Here is a 19,101-nt window from a genome sequence, read left to right as displayed (position 1 = left end):
CGCGGTCGATGCGGGCGCATCGACTTCAAGCGCCGAAGCACCGTTGCGCTCATGCATCGCGCGGACGTTTCCGTGCGGCGCCCAACGGAACGCGCCGAACTCCTCGTATAGATTCTTGAGCAACGAATGCGTTGGCGATCAAGCGATCAGAAGCATCTCATTCGGTCCGGGAAGCGTATGCAGGCAACACAACAACATTAAGAACACGGCAGCCGATTTCCCGCGGCACATAGTGTGCTGACCGAACACGCCTTCGCAAGAGACGACGGGGAAATCAATGAATCACGAGCAGATCGAAAAAGACATCGAGCATCTGGAGCACGTCATCTTGCGCATTTCCGCGGCGGACGGTATCCCGCTGTCATACTGGCGCGGCCGCATCAATTCGGTGTCGGTTGCCGCGCTGGTGCCGTCGCAAGTCAGGCGCGTCCAGAAGCTCAGCGACACGCTGCACGCACTCGAAGTCCGTTACAAGCGCTGAGCGCCGCCACGTCGCGCGAGCGCCTTCGCCGGGCCCGTCGAGAACCTGATCGGACAGATGCTGATGCAGCGGCGCTGCGTCGAGCCGTTCGACAGGGTCGTCGATTTCGGGCGTCCGCTTGACGACGCCATCGATGATCGCCCGTCAATGACAACGCGCCGTGTTCGACCGCCCCAGCCGGCACGACACGGCTACCCGGCACTTTTTAGGTCTGGTACGGTCACAGTTGCCGTACAGCCCTGCAAGGAGACTCTGCCAGATGGCCACATACAAGCAGCTGACCGCCCAGCTCGAAAAGCTTCACAAAGAGATGGAACAGGCGCGGGAAGAGGAAGTGACTCAGGCGATCGCTGACATCAAGCAGAAGATCGCCGAATACGGCATCACTGCCGAAGAGCTCGGTTTTTCGAGCAAGGCCCGCGTGCCGCGCAAGCCCGCGCTGCCACCGAAATACCGGAACCCGAAGACGGGCGAAACGTGGAGCGGCCGCGGACGCGCGCCCGGCTGGCTCGCCGGCAAGAATCGCGACAAGTTCCTGATCGGCGAATGATCCTTGCTCGCGCCCGTCGACGCTCGATGGGCGCGTTCGTTACGCTGTTCGCGCTGCTCCTCTTTCCCGCGCCACTGTCCCGCCTGGCCTGACGCGCGGTGCGCCTCGCAAAAGCGCGCCGTTCGCGCGCACCGTTGTGAATCTCCCGAAAACGCTCACCTTTGACACACGCAGCTCATTCGAGCGCACGCGCGGGGACTGTCGTCGTCCGCGTGTAGCGCGTTTGCAGGCTTCGCGATGGACGCTCCGCCACGCCATGCCGCCGCGTGAAAGCCTTATGCAGCAAGGGTTTGCAGCAGCCGTCCGAGGCGCCACCCGCTCGTGCCGGTGTCCGCGAAGAACGTTGACGCGCGCTAATTGCGGCGCGGCGCGCGGGCGCACAGTGCGTCGTCCGCAGGCTTCCCGAAAACGCTCACCTGTGCGTGCGCATCGCCGGCAGAGGGTGACTCAGTGGAAACCCGGGGTTGAGTGCGCCTCCTACCCCGGATCAAACAACATCGCTTCATCGTCCCGCTTTTCGGCCAGCACAATCAGCGCATCCGGGTGTGTTCAACATCGTGTCCGGCGATGCGGTGGCGATCGGCGGCGTGCTGACGGCATCGCCTGTCGTGCGCAAGCTGTCGTTCATGGGCTTCACGCGTGTCGGTAAGCTGCTCGCGAAGCAGTCGGCGGATACGCTGAAGAAGCTGTCGCTGGAACTGGGCGGCAGCGCGCCGTTCATCGTATTCGACGACGCCGACATCGACGCCGCCGTGCAGGGCGCGATGGCGTCGAAGTTCCGCAACACGGGGCAGACCTGTGTGTGCGTGAACTGCTTCTACGTGCAGGACGGCATCTACGACGCGTTCACGAAGGCGCTGACAGCTGCCGTGAAGAAGATGCGCGTCGGCGATGCGCTGAAGGTCGACGTCGAGCAAGGACCGCTGATCAACGAAGCGGCGTTGCTGAAGGTCGAGACGCACGTCGCGGATGCGTTGCAGCACGGGGCGAAGGCGCTGACGGGCGGCAAGCGTCACGCGCTGGGCGGCACATTCTACGAGCCGACGGTGCTCGTCGACGCGAAGCAGCCGATGCTGATCGCCGAAGAAGAAACCTTCGGCCCGGTGGCCGCGTGCTTCCCCTTCAAGACGGAAGACGAAGCGATCAAGGCCGCCAACGACACGCCGTTCGGCCTGTCCGCGTATTTCTACACGCGCGATCTGCGCCGCCCGTGGCGCGTCGCGCAAGCGCTGGAGAGCAGCATGGTCGGCATCAACGAAGGGATCATCTCGACGGAAGTCGCGCCGTTCGGCGGCGTCAAGCAGTCGGGCCTCGGCCGCGAAGGCTCGAAGTACGGCATGGATGAGTACGTCGAGTTGAAGTACATGATGATGGCGGGCCTTGGCCGCTAGGCGTCGGTGCTTCGTTCGCCACGCGCGTGCGGCGTCGGACTGGCGATCGCGTGCAGCCGCCTGCGTTCGGCCGCCGGCACGTTCCTGCTGCCGCTCGGGATTGCGCAACCCGGCTTCCATTCGACGATGCTCGCGCTGGCGACCGTGCTGCTGGCCGGCATGATCGTCTCGATTGCTGGACGCCCGAAACCAGGCATCTGACGTTGAATCAGACGAAGCGGCGGATAACGGCTCGGCCGCCAAGCCGCTAGCCCGCTGGTTCGCAACAAAAAAGCCCGAAGCGCCGGAAAGGGTGGTTGGGCTTTTTCATTGGCCTGGTTTTTGGCGCGCGTGGCGTCGCGTAGTGTCGGCGATCCGCTTCAAGAAATTTGAACAGTCCGAGCGATGGCTCATCGCGATAGCAAAAATCAGAATCCGATCTCAAAAGTGCCGCCGATCTGGCTACCTTCGTTTGCGAGGTTGACGCGGCGCGCGTAGGAGAAAACCGTTCGCGTCTCAAATTTTTGAGAGTCGTCTTAGAGATTCTTATCGTCGCCATTTTTAAGATTCTCTCCATGCAGAACATCGCGAGGCGGCCGCGAAACGAACGGACCCGCACGAGCGATGGGCTAAAGCGGCGCACACGCCGGACCTCACAGCAGTTTCTTCGTTCACCCGGATTCTCAGGAGCATCAACATGCAAAAGCGCCTCATTCCCGCAGCCGTGATCGTCGCGATGGGCCTCGTCAGCCTCGCATCGATCAAAGCCCATGCCGCTGACGGCACGATCACGATCACAGGCAGCGTGACCGACACGACGTGCTCGATCAACGGCGTCGCGGGCGGCCAGCAGTCGAACGTCCTCACGACGCTGCCAGCCGTTCCCGCCGACGCGCTGGCGTCGGCGGGAACGGTGGCCGGCACGTCGAATCTCGGCGACATCCGCTTCTCGCTGACGGGCTGCTCGGGTACCGCGACGAAAGCCGTGGCGCGCTTCGAGAACGGCCCGACCGTCGATCAGAGCAGCGGCTACCTGATCAACCAGGCCAGCGCTTCGCCGGCACAGAACGTCGAGGTGCGTCTGCTGAACGCGCAGATGCAGCCCATCAACATCCTGACCAACGCGAACAACGACGTGGCCGCCAGCGGCGCGACGATCACGGGCGGCGCGGCCACGCTGAACTACTTCGCGCAGTACTACGCGACGGGCAAGGCGCAGCCCGGCGGTGTGAGCACGATGGTTCAGTACACGATGCAGTATCAGTAAAGGTGATTCGAAGGCGTTTGTTTCGGCACGCGCCTTCGTCAGTGAGACTGTTTCGGACAATGCGTGATTAACAGGTGGGCGCGATGAAAACGATGGGTCGGTTGCTGGCGGGACTGGGCTTGGCATGTGCGATGTTCGCGGGCGCGGCGCACGCGAGCGTGACGATCGGCGGGACGCGGGTTGTGTATCCGCTCGATCAGCGTGAGGTGACCGTCAAGCTGAACAACGACAGCCATACGCCGTCGCTGGTGCAGGTCTGGATGGACGACGGCAACCCGGACGCAAAGCCTGCCGACAGCAAGACGCCGTTCGTCATCACGCCGCCGATCTTTCGCATGGACGCGGGCAAATCGCAGGCGCTGCGCGTGATGTACACGGGCGATGCGCTGCCGCAGGATCGCGAGTCGGTTTATTGGCTCAACGTGCTCGATGTGCCGCCGAAGTCCGACGCCGCACCCGACTCGAACACGCTGCAATTCGCCTATCGCACGCGCATCAAGGTGTTCGTGCGTCCGCCGAAGCTGCCCGGCACGCCCGACGCAGCGCCGCGCCAGCTCGACTGGAAGGTCGTGCCCGCGCCGCAAGGCAAGGGCCAGGCGCTCGCTGTGTCGAATCCGACTGCGTATCACGTGTCGTTTAGCGAGATCACCGTGTCGGCGAACGGCACGACTTACAGGAACGACAAAGGCGGCATGGTCGCGCCGCGCGGCAAGGAAATCATCGTCGTGCCGCAGATGAACGGCGTGCAGTCCGGCAAGGTGCACTACATCGCGATCAACGACTTCGGCGGCGCGATCGAAGGCGACGCAACGCTCGCGCCCTGACCGCCCGATCGGCGCATCACGGTGCGCCGATTTCCCGGCGAACTGGCGCCATCGCTATCTTGAAAGTGCGCGTTCGAACGTCGTTTTGAATCGCGTCGAGCCTTGCCTGACAAGGCTCTCCGGCATTCCAAAAATAGGAGTCGTCTGAGGTACTTCTATCTCGCAAATCCATAACATCGATTCGTACCTGATCAACAGGCCGACGTTTCACGCAATCGAAGTTATCGGATCATGAAGCCCTCACGCCAACGTCAATCGCAGCATGCAGCCGCCGCAGTGCGTGGAACGTTTGTACTCAATCCCGTGACGGCTGTCGTGCTGTCCGTATTCGCGATCGTGGGCTGCGCAAGCCTGAACCCGGCGCATGCCGCCGAACCGGACGATGCCCCGAAGTTCGACACGACGTTCCTGCAGATCGACACGCAACGCGTCGATATCGCGCGCCTCGCGCGCGGCAACATCGTGACGCCGGGCGATTACAGCGTCGATATCGTCGTGAACGACAACCGCATTGCACGCGACACCGTGCGGTTCGTCGCGACGCGTGCAGGCGAGAATGCGCGTGCATGTCTGACGCGCAAGATGCTCGAGGGCTTCGGCGTCGATTTCACGAAGCTGCCGGACAACGGCGAACACAGCACGCAGAAAGAAGCCGCCGACGCCTGCATCGACATCGGCGCGCTGATCCCGGACGCCGCCGCCGACTTCGACTTCACCGAACAGAAGCTCTCCATTTCGATTCCGCAGAAATATATGCGCAACATGGCGCGCGGCTATGTGTCGCCGGACTTGTGGGAAACCGGCGTGAACGCGGGCTTTCTCAGCTACAACGCGAACGTCTATCAGACGAACGCGGGCGGCATGCAGTCGGCGCAGGGGTATCTCGGTTTGAACGCGGGCGTGAACATCGGCAGCTGGCACTTCCGGCATCAATCGTCGACGACGACGGCCACGCGCCAGGCCACGCAGTTCGACAACATCGCCACGTACGTCCAGCACGACATCACGAAGCTGCGCGCGCAGGCGACGCTCGGCGACGCGCAGACCACGGGCGAGGTGTTCGACAGCGTGTCGTTTCGCGGCGCGCAGATCGCCACCGACGACCGCATGCTGCCCGAATCGCTGCGCGGCTATGCGCCTGTCGTGCGCGGCACGGCGGAATCGAATGCGCGCGTGACGGTGCGCCAGAACGGCCAGGTGATCTACGAAACGAGCGTGTCGCCGGGACCGTTCGAGATTCGCGATCTGTACGCGACGGGCTACGGCGGCAATCTCGACGTGACCGTGACGGAAGCCGACGGCCGCACGAAGAGTTTCACCGTGCCGTATGCCGCCGTCGCGCAGTTGCTGCGCCCCGGCACGACGCGCTTCGCCGTGACGGCGGGCCAGTTGCGCGACGATTCGCTCGAAACCAAACCAGCCTTCACGCAGTTCACGATGCAGCGCGGGCTGACGAATCTCATCACGCTGTACGGCGGTGGGATCGTGTCGAACGGCTACGTCGCGGCAAATGTCGGCGCGGCGTTCAACACGAAGTACGGCGCGGTGGCCGCCGACCTCACATCGGCGCACACGCAGGTTCCCGGCTCGGCGACGCAGCAGGGCCAGAGCCTGCACATCGGCTACAGCAAGTTCATCGACATGACTGACACCAACATCGCGCTCGGCGCGTATCGCTATTCGGATGCCGGTTACCTCGGCTTTGCCGATGCCGCGCGCCTGCGCGACTACGCGCTGCACGGCCACGACGCCAGTACCGTCGAGCGGGAGCGTGGCCGCCTGCAACTCACGGTCAACCAGAACCTGAAGAACGGCAGTTCGGTGTACGCGACGATGTCGTCGCAGCATTACTGGAATCGTCCGGGGCGCGACGTGTTTTATCAGCTTGGCTATTCGAACGGTTTCAGATATGGCACCTACAGTGTGACGGCGGGCCGCACGCGCAGCGCCGACGGCACGCTGTCGAACGAGATCATGGTGAGCACGACGATTCCTCTCGGCCACACGCAGCACGCGCCGATGCTGACGACGAACCTCAGCACGGGCACGAACACATCGGGCATGCAGGCGAGCCTCAGCGGCGCGGCGGGCGAGAACAACCAGTATGCGTACAGCGCGTACGGCTCGGCGGCCGGAAACCCGGGCGCCGATGTCAGCGCCAACGGCGGCGTGAGCGGCGCCTGGCGCGCGCCGTACGCGCAGGTCACGGCTTCGGCGAGCGGCGGCGCGCATTCGTCGCAGGTGTCGGCGGGCGTGAGCGGCTCGGTCGTCGCGCATCCGGGCGGCGTCACGCTCTCGCAGACGGTCGGCGACACGTTCGGCATCGTCGAGGCGAAGGGCGCGGAAGGCGCATCGGTGTCGGGCACGACGGGCGTGAAGGTCGATTCGCATGGCTACGCGGTCGTGCCGTTCCTGACGCCGTATGGAATGAATACCGTCGATGTCGACCCGAAGGGTTCGTCGACGGATGTCGAGTTCCAGTCGACGTCCGAACATGTCGCGCCGCGTCTGGGTTCTGTCGTGATGCTGAAGTTCAGGACGGAGATGGGCCGCGCGGCGCTGATTCGCGCGCCGCAACCCGGCGGCGAAGCGCTGCCGTTTGGCGCGGAAGTGACGGATGGCAGCGGCCGAAACGTGGGCGTCGTCGCGCAGGACAGCCGCATCTTCGCGCGCGGGCTCGAAGACAACGGCACGCTGGTCGTGAAATGGGGCGACGAAGCGGGGCAGCAGTGCAGCGTGAAGTATGCGTTGCCGGTGAAGGGCGGCAAGGCGGAGGTGGGGTATGCGTCGGTGGAGGGGCATTGCGTGCCGGGTGCGGCGCTGACCGCAAGCGTCGATGGCAATGTCGGTCAAGTGCACTGATGAGAGGACTTGTGATGTTGTCTGCTTCGGAATCCATCGGCAATCATCGTTGCGGCCAGGACGAACGCGCGTCGGTCCGTTGCGATCGAGCCAGAAGCGTGGCGGTCTGCCCGTGTTGGAAACGTCTGATTCGCGCGGCCCTGACGATTCTGCTGATCGGCCTTGCACCGCTCACCGCGCGCGCGGGTCTGACTTGCAATACCGGCAACCTCAATAAGGTGTTGGCGGCGGGTACGATCGCGATTCCGTCGAACACACCCGTCGGCGCAACGGCCGCCACGTTGGCGCCCAGCGCGTTTCAGTTCAACTGTCGGTTTCTCAGCACCCTGAGTCCGGGCAACGACACAGCTGCGACGCTGTACGCTGACTTCAAAACGACGGCGCCGCTCGCGGCGGGCTATTCGGACGTGTACCAGACGGGTATTGCGGGTTTGGGCGTGCGTTACACCTTCAATTCGACCGAATGCAATGCGAGCAACGTCGTGCTCAGCAACGGTTCGATACGGCTCAATTGTCCTTTTGCCGGCAACATCGACGGCCCTTATACGCCCGCCAATCTCACGGTGACGGCCGCGCTGATCGTGACGGGCGCGATAGCGCCGGGTGCCTCGAGCCTGACCAGCGTGCCTGCCGTGACAATCGGTTTCGGGACATCCGATCAAGGCGGTTACTGGAACCAGAACCCGCTCTATACGGGCATCGCAACGGGCGTGCTGGTGCATTCGACCTGTTCCGTGAACAGCAGTGCTGTCGCCGTCAACCTGCCGCAGGTCAACACGGGCGCGTTTTCGTCCGGCGTGGGCGCCGTGGCCGGCGCACAGACGTTCTCGCTCTCGCTCACATGTTCGACAGGCGCCACGGTGTTGATCACGTTGACGGACAGTTCGGACCCGGCCAACGGGAGCGCGACGCTGCACTTGGCTTCGGGCTCCAGCGCGCAGGGCGTGGGCGTGCAGTTGCTGAACAGCGGCGGAACGCCCGTTGCATATGGCGCCGATTCTGCTACGCCCGGCAACACGAACCAGTGGACGGTCGGTGCGTCGCCCAATGGCACGCTGCAGGTGCCGATGACAGCGCGCTACGTCCGCACGGGCGCCGTATCGGCTGGATCGGTGAAGGCGCTGGCCACTTTCACAATGTCGTATCAATAAGCGTCTTCGATCAGACGAACTCGAAATGACCATGTTCATCGCGTGCCTCAAGCGCCTGTTACTCGCCGTCGCGCTGGCCAGTTTTGCCACAGGCGCCTGCGCCCGCTACAACGACTGCACCGCCCCGCTGCCGATGTCGGTCAATATCCCGTCAGTCGGCATTCCGGCAAATCTCTCCAACGGTCAGGCGATACCGGGCGCGCGAGCGTCGTTCAATATCCCCATCAATTGCACGATCAACCCGGGTGGAGTCTGGTGGATGACGATGTTCGCCGGATCGTTCTCACTCGTAGCGGGTTACTCGGATGTCTATACGGCACCCGGGCTGGGCGCAGGGGTCGGCTTCCGCATCCGCGATGGGTCGGGAGCCACCATGACGCCCGTCAGCAATTCCGGCACGATCAACACCTTCCAGTTCGGGGCGGCCCAGCTGGGCGCGAATGTCGTGCAAGGTTCGTTCGAACTGGTCAAAACGGGCGATGCGGTGGTGGGTACGTTCAGTTTTGTGACCGGGGTGCACATCCAGAATCAGGAATGGGCAAACGCCGGCACGCAGTCGGCCAGCACCTTGTCGTTCAACTACACGATTACGGGCACGGCCGTGCCGACCTGTTCTGTCACCACCACCGACATAACGGTGTCGCTGCCCACGGTATCCGTATCTGCCTTCAAGGGCGTGGGCGCAACGGCGGGCACGACACCGTTCGGTCTCTCGCTGAATTGTGCGAGCAACGCGAAACCATCCATCAGTCTCACGGATGCTGCCGCGCCGTCGAACGAGAGCAACGTCCTCACGCTTTCTGCCGGATCGACGGCGGCGGGTTTGGGTGTTCAGGTGCTGTATCAGATGCAGCCGCTGCCATTGGGCCCGATGAGTTACGTGTACACGGGCGGCACGCCCGTGACCAATGTGACTGCGCTCGGCACCCGATCCGGCGCCGCGAGCGTCAGCTTCACGGCGCGCTATATACAGACGGCGCCGAGCGTCAATCCGGGTACGGTGAATGCCGTCGCGACATTCACGATGTCGTATCAGTAACGCGAGTGATCGATTCTCAGTCGTCTCGTTCGGATGAGGGCATTTTGAACATTGTTATCAAGCCGCACCGTCTGCTCTATGTGATCGCGATGCTTGCGTTGACATTCGGCTTCGCCGGCCGCGCACACGCCGACTGCACAACGCCGACGGGACTGCCCACAACGTTCAACTACGGCTCCGTCGCAGTTGGAGACGCGGTTGCCGTGGGCGACGCCATTCCGGGCACCGTCCAGTCGTTTCACATGGTCGGCAAGTGCACTTCGAGTTCGACATGGAGCAAACCGGTCGTCGCGTGTCTGAATACGGGTACGCCCGTGTCAGGAATGACGGGCGTCTATCCCACCTCCATCTCTGGCATTGGCGTGCGCATGCGCGATTCCGGCGGCAATCCGATGGTGGGTACAGGCGGATGCTCGACCACTTCTTCATTAGGAAACACAGGAGCGGATGGAAGTTTCGACGTCTCGGGGTCGGTCGAACTGGTCAAAACGGGGCCGTCAGCAGCGGCACGATGTCGGCCATCGTCTACTAAACGGGTGTGCTCAACACGGGCATTCAGCTGAACAACGGTGCCAACACCATGACGCTCGCGAGCGTTCCCGTGCGTGCAGTGACCTGTTCCGTGACGGCCGCGACATCCAATCAGACGATCCCTCTCGCGACCGTCAGTCCCGCCATGTTCCCCGCCGCAGGGGCCGTTGCGGCGAGAACGCCGTTTTCGCTGGGATTGAATTGCCAGACAGGCGTCAAGGTCGCCGTGACCTTCAGTTCGACGTCCGGCACGACGGGCATCGCTTCTGTGCTCGGCAACCTCGGCACGGCGACGGGAATCGGCGTCCAGATGCTCGATTCGACCCAGACTTCGCTCGTACTCGGCAGTCCGTTGGTGCTGACGTCCAGCACGACGGGCAATATGTCGTTTCCGTTCTATGTCCAGTACTACCGGCTCGGCACGGCGCCCGTGGTGTCGGGCACTGTGCGCGCGACTGCCATTTTCACGATGAGCTATCAGTAGCGCGTCGCGCCACGGCGCACTGATCCTTCGAGCGACGCGCGGCGCGCGCCCGGAACGTGTCTGCCCCGCCCCCGCTATACTTATAGGTTGCTCCGGCCCGTGTATCATCGCGGCTTCGCCGTTCTTGCGGGCGGGGCCGGCACCTCGCCGCCCCGTTTCCCGTATCGCCGCCTGCCACAAGGGCGTGCGCCATGACCCTAATTGCCCATGTCAGTCTCCGAACTCAAACGCCGCCGCACTTTTGCGGTCATTTCCCACCCGGACGCGGGTAAAACCACGCTGACGGAAAAGCTGCTGCTGTTTTCGGGCGCGATCCAGATCGCCGGTACCGTGAAGGGCCGCAAGAGCAACCGCTACGCGACGTCCGACTGGATGGAGATCGAAAAGCAGCGCGGCATTTCCGTCGCGAGTTCGGTGATGCAGTTCGAGTACGGCGACTGCGTGATCAATCTGCTCGACACGCCGGGCCACGAAGATTTCTCCGAAGACACCTACCGCGTGCTGACGGCCGTCGATGCCGCCGTGATGGTGATCGACGGCGCGAACGGCGTCGAAGCGCAGACGCTGAAGCTGCTCGAAGTCTGCCGCAGCCGCAAGACGCCCATCGTCACGTTCATCAACAAGCTCGACCGCGAAGTGCGCGAGCCGCTCGATCTGCTCGACGAAATCGAACAGCATCTGGGCGTGTCGGCCGTGCCGTTCACCTGGCCGATCGGCATGGGCAAGGACTTTCAGGGCGTCTACGATATCCAGAACGATCAGGTGCGCGTGTTCCGCGCGGGTCAGGACACGATCGGCGGTGAAGTCGAGACGCTGCGCGCGCCCGGCGACGAAGAAGGCGAGCGCCGCTTCGGCCACGCGTGGGTGCGTGCGAAAGAGGAAATCGACCTGATCACGGGCGCGACGCCCACGTTCGATCGCGACGAATTTCTCGCGGGCCAGCAATCGCCCGTACTGTTCGGCTCAGCGATCAACAACTTCGGCGTGAAGGAAATTCTCGACGCGCTCGTCGATCTCGCGCCGCCGCCGTCCGCGCGCCAGACGGTGCAGCGTCCCGTGCTGCCGGAAGAGCCGAAGTTCACGGGCGTCGTGTTCAAGGTGCAGGCGAACATGGACCTCGCGCACCGCGACCGCGTCGCGTTCATCCGCGTGTGCTCGGGCCGTTTCGAGCGCGGCATGGCGCTGAAGGTCACGCGCAACAACAAGACGTTCCGCGCGAACAACGTCGTGACGTTCCTGTCGCAGCGCCGCGAGACGGTCAGCGAGGCCTACGCGGGCGATATCATCGGTATTCCGAATCACGGCACGCTGAGTCTCGGCGACACGCTGACGGAAGGCGAAATGCTGCAGTTCGTCGGCTTGCCGTTCTTCGCGCCGGAAATTTTCCAGACAGTCGAAGTGGTCGATCCGATGCGCTCGAAGCAGCTCGGCGAAGCGCTCAAGCAGCTGGGCGAAGAAGGCGCGATCCAGGTGTTCAAGCCGGTGGTCGGCGGGTTGATGATTCTCGGCGCGGTCGGGCAACTGCAGTTCGAGGTGGTGTCGCATCGTCTGTCGACGGAATACAAGGTCGACGTGCGGATGGCGCCCGCGCGCTACAGGATGTCGCGCTGGGTAACCTGCGACGACGCGGGCGAACTGCGCCGCTTCTGCGATTCCTACGCGCCGCGTATCGCCTACGACGCCGCCGATGCGCCCACGTATCTCGCGTCGCACGTTTCGGAAATCGAAGTTGCGCAGAAGGCGTGGCCCAAGATCGTGTTCAACGAACTGCGCGAGCATTCGGGCGCGCCGTTCAGGAAAGCGATGTAGCACGCTTCGCATCACAGATTATTTTTCGGCAAAGCCCGAAGCACCTGACAAAGGTGCTTCGGGCTTTTTTCTTGTGGCTCCCCGCAAGCCGCACGCGTTTTGCATATTCCAACAAGGTTGCATCCTCAACGAACAGCAGCGTTGACATTCCTCATTCATGCCGCGTGACCGGCGATGCTACTTTTCCGGTCACGCTGGAAGCCAAATGTAATGAAGGATGACGCCATCGCGGGCCGTCCGCCTGGCTTCCGTGGTGTGTAGCGACGAAGCCCTTCAACCGTGCATTTTCAGGAGCATCAATATGCAAAAACGCGTCCTCTGCGCCGCATCCATTGCCGCCTTCGCAGGCTTGCTTTCGACGTCTGTCATGGCCGCCGACGGCACGATCACGATCACCGGTTCGGTCACCGACACCACCTGCTCCATCAACGGCGCGGCGAGCGGCTCGCCCGCCGACGTCGCGGTGACATTGCCCAGCGTGCCGACCAGCTCGCTGAAGTCGGCGGGCGCGACGGCGGGCACGTCGAATCTCGGCGACATCAAGCTCGCGCTCAGCGGCTGTTCGGGCGCCGCGACCAAAGCCATCGCGCGCTTCGAAAACGGACCGACCGTCGATCAGGCGAGCGGCAATCTGATGAACCAGGCTTCCGCGTCGCCCGCGCAAAACGTGCAGGTCCGTCTTCTGAACGCGAAGACCGAGCCGATCAACGTTCTCACGCAAGACAACAACGATATCGGCACCGACGGCGCGACGATTTCGGGCGGCGCGGCCACGCTGAACTATTTCGCGCAGTACTACGCGACGGGCGAGGCGCAGCCGGGCAACGTGAGCACGTCGGTGCAATACACGATGCAGTATCAGTGAGCGCGCGTCCGTGTGCGCGCCGTCCGGTCCGGGCGTCGAGATTCGCGTGAACAGCACGATGAGGCGCAGAGCCATGGTGCGTTGGAGTGCCGCCGTGCTGGCGGGATCGGTCGCTGCGGGCGGCGCGCTCGCCAGCGTGACGATTGGCGGCACGCGCGTGATCTATCCGCTCGACGAGCGGGAAGTGACCGTCAAGCTGACCAACGACAGCAGGAATCCGTCGCTGGTGCAGGTCTGGCTGGATCGCGGCGACGAAGACGCCAATCCTGACGATATCGCCGTGCCGTTCGTGATCACGCCGCCGATCTTCCGCATGGATCCGAAGAAATCGCAGACGTTGCGCGTGATCCATGGTGGTGGCGAAGCGCTGCCGCAGGATCGCGAATCGGTGTACTGGCTCAACGTGCTCGACATTCCGCCCAAGGCAGCGCCGCGGTCCGACGCGAACATGCTGCAGATCGCCTACCGCACGCGTATCAAGCTGTTCGCGCGTCCGCCCGGTTTGCCCGGCTCGGCGGAAGAGGCGCCGCGCCGCGTCGCGTGGAAGATCGTGCCCGCGAGCGATGGCGATGGACAGTCGCTCGCGCTGTCGAATCCCACGGCCTTTCACGTCTCGTACAGCAGGATCACGGTGTCGGCGAATGGCCGCGCTTTCGAGAACGCGAGGGGCGGCATGGTCGCGCCCTACGGCAGCGAGATCATCCCAGTGCCCGCGATGGACGGCGTGCACGCGGGCACGGTTCGCTACACGGCGATCAGCGATTTCGGCGGCGCGATCGAAGGCGACGCGGACATCGCGCCGTGACATGCAGGTCGTCATCAAGGCGCAGGCGGCCGGGTTCCCGGTCGCGGCGTTTTCTCTCGTAGTTCCGACATCCGGCGCCCTGCGCCATCGCGCACGGAGGGCTGCTGCGGGCGTGCGTTTTGTGCGCTCGCGGTCGGCGCTGTCGGTTCGTTCAACCACAACGGGCGCGGGCTCCGTGCGCGGGATTCCTGATACATGGACTTGCATCGGCATCATTCACGCCGTTCGTTATGCACGGCGACGCGGTCGGCCGCGTTGCGGCCAGCCGCCGTGCTCGCGCGCTGCGTGTTCCCGATCGTTGCCGGCTTGCAGGCGGAGTACGCATTGGCTGGCGACGCGTCGAATCAGGTCGACTTCGACGGCCTGTTCCTGCGCTCGGGTGCGGCTGTCGACGTGTCGCGCTATGCGCGCGGCAATAACGTGGCGCCGGGCGCCTACAACGTGGATATCTGGGTCAACGGTACGCGTGTCGCGCGCGACGACGTGCGCTTCGTGCCCGCGGGCGACGACGGAAGCACGCGCCCGTGCCTCGCGCGCAGGACGCTGGAACATTGGGGCGTCGAGTTCTCTCGCATCGCCGGCTTAGGGACGGGGGCAGCGTCAGAAGCCACCGCGGATTGCATCGACGTCAGCCAGGCCGTGCCGCAGGCCACGGTCGATTTCGACTTCACCGAACAGAAGCTCGAAATCTCGGTGCCGCAGATGTACATGCGCAGCACGGCGCGCGGCTACGTGCCGCCCGAGTTGTGGGACAACGGCGTGAACGCGGGCTTCGTCAGCTATAGCGCGAACGCCTATCAGTTCAACAACGGCGGCGCGCGCTCGACGCAGGGTTATCTCGGGCTCAATGTCGGCGTGAACGTGGGCGGCTGGCATTTTCGGCATCAGTCGTCGCTGACGGCGATGACCGGCCAGAAAACACAGTTCGACGACATCGCGACCTTCGTCCAGCACGACGTGACGAAGCTAAAGTCGCAAGCGATCCTGGGCGAGTCGCACACCACGGGCGACGTGTTCGACAGCTTCGCGTTTCGCGGCGCGCAGCTCGCCACCGATGACCGCATGCTGCCGGAATCGATGCGCGGTTATGCGCCTATCGTGCGCGGCATGGCGGAGTCGAATGCGCGCGTGCGCGTGACGCAGAACGGCCAGACGATCTATGAAACGATCGTGCCGCCCGGTCCGTTCGAGATCGCGGATCTCTATCCGACGGGCTATGGCGGCAATCTCGAACTGACGGTGACGGAAGCCGATGGCCGGGAAAAGAATTTCACCGTGCCGTATGCGGCCGTCGCGCAATCGCTGCGGCCGGGCATCACGCGTTTCGCATTCACAGCGGGCGAGCTTCGCAACGATGCGCTCACCTCAAAACCCGTCTTCGCGCAACTGACCGTGCAGCGCGGCCTGACGAACCTCGTGACGCTCTACGGCGGCGGCATTGCGGCGAGCGGGTACGTGGCCGCAAATCTCGGTGCAACGCTCAATACGTCGCTCGGCGCGATAGCCGCGGACGTCACGTTGGCGCGTACGCAGGTGCCGGGCCAGCCGTCGCTGCGTGGGCACAGTCTGCACGTCGGCTACAGCAAGTTCGTCGATTCGACGGACACCAATATCGCGCTCGGCGCATATCGCTATTCGAGTTCGGGCTACCTGAATTTCACCGACGCCGCGCGGTTTCGCGACTACGTCAAGGGCGGTTCGACGGGCCATCCCGCCGACCGCACGCGCGGCCAGTTCCAGTTGATGGTCAGCCAGAATCTCGCGAGCTACGGCTCGGTGTTCGCGAACGTCACGGCAGAGGACTACTGGAACCGCAGCGGACGCAACGTGTTCTACCAGGCCGGTTACTCGAACGGTTACCGGTTTGGCACGTATAGCGTGACGCTGGGCCGCACGGAAAACGCGAGCGGCGCGCCGTCGAACGAAATCATGCTGACCACGACGATTTCGCTCGGCCGCTCGCGCCAGGCGCCGACGTTGTCGGCGAGCTTCAACCAGAGCGGCAATCAGTCGAGTCTGCAGACGAGCATCGGCGGCACGCTCGGCGATCGCAGCCAGTACTCGTACAACGTCTATGGCGCGGCGCGCGACGGCTCCACGGGCGGCCTCGATGCGAACGGCGGCGCGAGCGGCACCTGGCGCGGCCGCTACGCGCAACTGACGGCGTCGGCGAGCGGCGGCGCGCGTTCGTCGCAGATGGCGGCGGGTGTGAGCGGCTCGGTCGTCGCGCATCCGGGCGGCGTCACGTTCGCGCAGGCCGTGAGCGAAACGTTCGGCGTCGTCGAGGCGATGGGCGCCGAAGGCGCGGATGTGCGTGGCGCGCCCGGCGTCGAAGTCGGCGCCGACGGTTACGCCGTCGTGCCGTATCTGACGCCGTATTCGATGAACACGGTGGAACTCGATCCGAAGGGTGTGTCGATGGATGTCGAGTTCGCGTCGACGTCGGAAAGCGTGGCGCCGCGTTTCGGCTCGGTCGTGATGCTGAAGTACCGCACGACGATGGGACGCGCCGCCTTGATCCGCGCGCCGCAACTGAGCGGCGAAGCGCTGCCGTTCGGCGCGACGGTGTCGGACGGCAATGGTCTCGACGTGGGCGTCGTCGCGCAGAACAGCCGCATCTTCGCGCGCGGTCTCGAAGACAACGGCACCCTCACCGTGAAGTGGGGCGAGACGGCGGGCGAGCAATGCACGGTGCGGTATTCGCTGCCGGTGAAACGTCCCGCGGCGGATATGGGATATGTCTCCGTCGAGTCGCATTGCCTGTCGAACGCCGCGCTGAACCTGAGCGCCGCTACACCGTGAGAAGAGCGAATATGCGAACCCTTCCCTTGAATCATCTGTTGGCAGCCGTTGCGCTGGCGGGCGTTGCACCCGACGCTTTCGCTGTATGGAACGACTGCACCGCGCACCTGCCGATGACGGTCGACCTCGGCTCGGTTGCGATTCCCGCAAACCTCGCCAGCGGCGACGTCATACCCGGCGCCCGGGCGTCGTTCACCGTGTCGATCAATTGCACGGTCAAGGCGGGCGAGGGTAACTGGGCGATGAGCTTATCGTCTGGATCGTTCTCGCCCCTGCCGGGATTGCCGGATGTCTTCACCGCGACGGGATTGCGCGCGGGCGTCGGTTTTCGCATCCGCGACGCCACGGGAACACCGATGCTGCCGATCGTCTACAACGGCACGCTCAACACGTTTCAGTTCGGCCCTCTGCGAGAGGGCGCAAACATCGTGCAAGGCACGTTTGAACTGGTGAAGCTCAGCGATGCGGTGACGGGAACGTTTGGTTTTTCGACGGGCTTGCACGTTCCGAATCTGGAATGGGCGAACAACGGCGATGGGCCGGCTAGCACCATGTCGTTCAGCTATACGATCGCGGGCACGGCTGTGCCGACCTGCTCGGTCACGACCACAGACGTCGCCGTGTCGCTGCCGATGCTCGCCGTGTCGGCCTTCAACAGTGCGGGCGCAACGGCAGGAACGACGCCGTTCGGCATCCTGCTGGATTGTGCAACCGACGCCAAGCCGTCCATCCGCTTTGCGGATGCCACGTTGCCTTCGAATCAGAGCAATGTGCTCACGCTTGCACCGGGTTCGACAGCGGCGGGCCTCGGTGTCCAGGTGCTGTATCAGATGCAGCCGTTGCCATTCGGATCCGGCGACGCGCCCGTGACCAATGTGACTTCTCTTGGCACGCGGTCCGGCCCCACGCGAGTCGCGTTCGAGGCGCGATACATACAGACAGCGCCGAGCGTCAGTCCCGGAACGTTGAAGGCCGTAGCGACCTTCAACCTGTCGTACAACTGATGCCTTTAAAGCAGGACGGAACGGTCGAAGTGGCGCCGCAGGCGAGTGCTGCTGCCGTCTCTATGAGTTCGGAATGCGCGTCGTGCAGCGGGTCGCGGACGAAGCGGATGTTGCAATGACAGTCGTCGGTGGGCTCCGTGCGCATGGACAGTTCGACGTCCGGCAGTTCGACTGCGAGCGAGCCGAGGCGCGGCGAAAACCATTGCGTCGCGAACGTGGGCGGCACGGACAGCACGAGGCGCCTGCGGCCCTTCGCTGTCATGACCTGGCGCGTGCCGCGTTCGAGCGTACCGAACGCATCGGAGACGCACGGCAGCAATCGCTGGCCCGCCTTCGTCAGACGGATGCCCTTGTGATCGCGCTCGAACAGCTTCGCGCCGAGCGATTCCTCAAGAATCTTGATCTGCCGGCTGACGGCGCCTTGCGTGACGCACAACGCAACGGCCGCGCGGTTGAAACTCATGTGCCGCACCGTCTCTTCGAAAAAGCGCAGCGTGATCAGCGAGGGCAGGCGCCGCATGATTGTTCCTTCCGTCTCATCTTTTGCTTTGTTACGCGCCCGGGCGTTCGCCCTGGCCGGCGCCGCAGGGCATCGCGCGGGCGCTTGGCGCGCCAGGACAGATGCGGCCGGGAGGCCGCGTCGCGCATCGTGGGGCGATCTACATGGTGCGTCGAACGGCGCGTACGCGGCGTGGCGGGCCGCCACCGCGCATGCAGAAAGCCGATGCATCGGCGACCGGCGCTTCGCTGCGCGCTCGTCTGGCGCCTGCTGCGGACGGCGGAACACAACGGCGCCAGCTTCCTATGCCGATCCGGCTCATGCCGCCTGCCTGCGCCGCCGCCGCAGCCTGACACACCTATGCCCGCGCTCATCGCCTATCCTGATGACATCGCGCGCGCATCCGCCGACCCGCGCCGCGCGCCTCTCTTTCACTACCGGAGCGCCCGTGACTGTACGAAATCTCGACGCGTTGTTTCGACCGCAATCCGTCGCCGTGATCGGCGCCTCGAACCGTCCCGGCAGTACGGGCGCGATGGTATGGAAGCGGCTGATCGAAGGCGGTTTCGGCGGCCCGGTGTGGGCCGTCAATCCGAAATACGACATGCTCGACGGCCACGCATGCGTGAGCAATGCGGGCGACCTGCCCGAGGCGCCGACCGTCGCGATCATCTGCACGCCGCCCGCGACGTGGCCCGGCCTCGTCCATGCGCTCGGCGGGCGCGGCACGCGCGCGGCGATCATCGTCGCGAGGCGCG

The 19,101-nt window shown here is 64.3% G+C and carries 15 protein-coding genes and 3 pseudogenes; 17 read left to right on the top strand and 1 reads right to left on the bottom strand.

The window, feature by feature from the left end; translation table 11 throughout:
* The first annotated feature begins 277 nt into the window (after positions 1 to 277).
* From H3V53_RS21945 to H3V53_RS21870, 16 genes and pseudogenes are all read left to right on the top strand, one after another.
* Positions 278 to 481 (top strand): hypothetical protein, encoded by a 204-nt coding sequence (locus H3V53_RS21945; protein WP_054923662.1) that lies wholly within the window; start codon positions 278 to 280, stop codon positions 479 to 481.
* A 259-nt stretch (positions 482 to 740) separates the two neighbouring features.
* Entirely contained in the window at positions 741 to 1,031 is a 291-nt protein-coding gene (locus H3V53_RS21940; RefSeq protein ID WP_336599738.1) for an H-NS histone family protein, read from the top strand.
* 542 nt (positions 1,032 to 1,573) lie between these two features.
* Positions 1,574 to 2,422 (top strand): annotated as a pseudogene (locus tag H3V53_RS21935) (aldehyde dehydrogenase family protein); the annotation flags it as partial.
* A 21-nt stretch (positions 2,423 to 2,443) separates the two neighbouring features.
* Positions 2,444 to 2,673 (top strand): annotated as a pseudogene (locus H3V53_RS21930) (hypothetical protein); the annotation flags it as partial.
* Between the two features lie 425 nt (positions 2,674 to 3,098).
* Entirely contained in the window at positions 3,099 to 3,668 is a 570-nt protein-coding gene (locus H3V53_RS21925) for a fimbrial protein (RefSeq protein ID WP_336599737.1), read from the top strand.
* Positions 3,669 to 3,751: 83 nt separating this feature from the next.
* Positions 3,752 to 4,492, top strand: a complete 741-nt coding sequence (locus H3V53_RS21920) for a fimbrial biogenesis chaperone (RefSeq protein WP_336599736.1) — start codon at positions 3,752 to 3,754, stop codon at positions 4,490 to 4,492.
* Positions 4,493 to 4,723: 231 nt separating this feature from the next.
* Positions 4,724 to 7,354 carry a fimbria/pilus outer membrane usher protein gene (locus tag H3V53_RS21915; protein ID WP_336599735.1) on the top strand — a complete coding sequence of 877 codons (2,631 nt, stop codon included), beginning with the start codon at positions 4,724 to 4,726 and terminating at the stop codon, positions 7,352 to 7,354.
* Between the two features lie 98 nt (positions 7,355 to 7,452).
* Positions 7,453 to 8,505, top strand: coding sequence for a fimbrial protein (locus tag H3V53_RS21910; RefSeq protein ID WP_336599734.1), 1,053 nt, complete (start codon positions 7,453 to 7,455; stop codon positions 8,503 to 8,505).
* A gap of 25 nt (positions 8,506 to 8,530) precedes the next feature.
* Positions 8,531 to 9,544: a fimbrial protein gene (locus H3V53_RS21905; protein WP_336599733.1), complete on the top strand. Its 1,014-nt coding sequence runs from the start codon at positions 8,531 to 8,533 to the stop codon at positions 9,542 to 9,544.
* 5 nt (positions 9,545 to 9,549) lie between these two features.
* The gene (locus tag H3V53_RS21900; RefSeq protein ID WP_336599732.1) at positions 9,550 to 10,107 is read left to right on the top strand and encodes a hypothetical protein; all 558 of its coding nucleotides are present in this window, start codon (positions 9,550 to 9,552) and stop codon (positions 10,105 to 10,107) included.
* A gap of 17 nt (positions 10,108 to 10,124) precedes the next feature.
* On the top strand, positions 10,125 to 10,559 hold the full coding sequence (locus H3V53_RS21895) for a fimbrial protein (RefSeq protein WP_336599731.1): 435 nt from the start codon (positions 10,125 to 10,127) through the stop codon (positions 10,557 to 10,559).
* A gap of 207 nt (positions 10,560 to 10,766) precedes the next feature.
* Positions 10,767 to 12,368, top strand: a complete 1,602-nt coding sequence (locus H3V53_RS21890) for a peptide chain release factor 3 (protein ID WP_054923655.1) — start codon at positions 10,767 to 10,769, stop codon at positions 12,366 to 12,368.
* A 301-nt stretch (positions 12,369 to 12,669) separates the two neighbouring features.
* Entirely contained in the window at positions 12,670 to 13,233 is a 564-nt protein-coding gene (locus H3V53_RS21885) for a fimbrial protein (RefSeq protein ID WP_336599730.1), read from the top strand.
* 73 nt (positions 13,234 to 13,306) lie between these two features.
* On the top strand, positions 13,307 to 14,038 hold the full coding sequence (locus H3V53_RS21880) for a fimbria/pilus periplasmic chaperone (protein ID WP_336599729.1): 732 nt from the start codon (positions 13,307 to 13,309) through the stop codon (positions 14,036 to 14,038).
* A 195-nt stretch (positions 14,039 to 14,233) separates the two neighbouring features.
* A complete protein-coding gene (locus H3V53_RS21875) occupies positions 14,234 to 16,840 on the top strand; it encodes a fimbria/pilus outer membrane usher protein (protein ID WP_336599728.1) in 2,607 nt (868 codons plus the stop codon).
* Between the two features lie 11 nt (positions 16,841 to 16,851).
* On the top strand, positions 16,852 to 17,844 hold the full coding sequence (locus H3V53_RS21870) for a fimbrial protein (RefSeq protein WP_336599727.1): 993 nt from the start codon (positions 16,852 to 16,854) through the stop codon (positions 17,842 to 17,844).
* 31 nt (positions 17,845 to 17,875) lie between these two features.
* On the opposite strand, the pseudogene H3V53_RS21865 reads toward H3V53_RS21870, so the two are convergent.
* A pseudogene (locus H3V53_RS21865) lies at positions 17,876 to 18,364 on the bottom strand (LysR family transcriptional regulator); the annotation flags it as partial.
* Positions 18,365 to 18,791: 427 nt separating this feature from the next.
* On the opposite strand from H3V53_RS21865, the gene H3V53_RS21860 reads away from it, so the two are divergent.
* On the top strand, positions 18,792 to 19,101 hold a 310-nt coding region (locus H3V53_RS21860), incomplete at its 3' end, for a CoA-binding protein (RefSeq protein WP_336599726.1).

It is taken from the genome of Paraburkholderia bengalensis, assembly GCF_037126505.1.
Classification (GTDB): domain Bacteria; phylum Pseudomonadota; class Gammaproteobacteria; order Burkholderiales; family Burkholderiaceae; genus Paraburkholderia; species Paraburkholderia bengalensis.
Note: the sequence above shows the minus strand (reverse complement) of the source record. Positions and strands in the feature narration are given on the sequence as shown.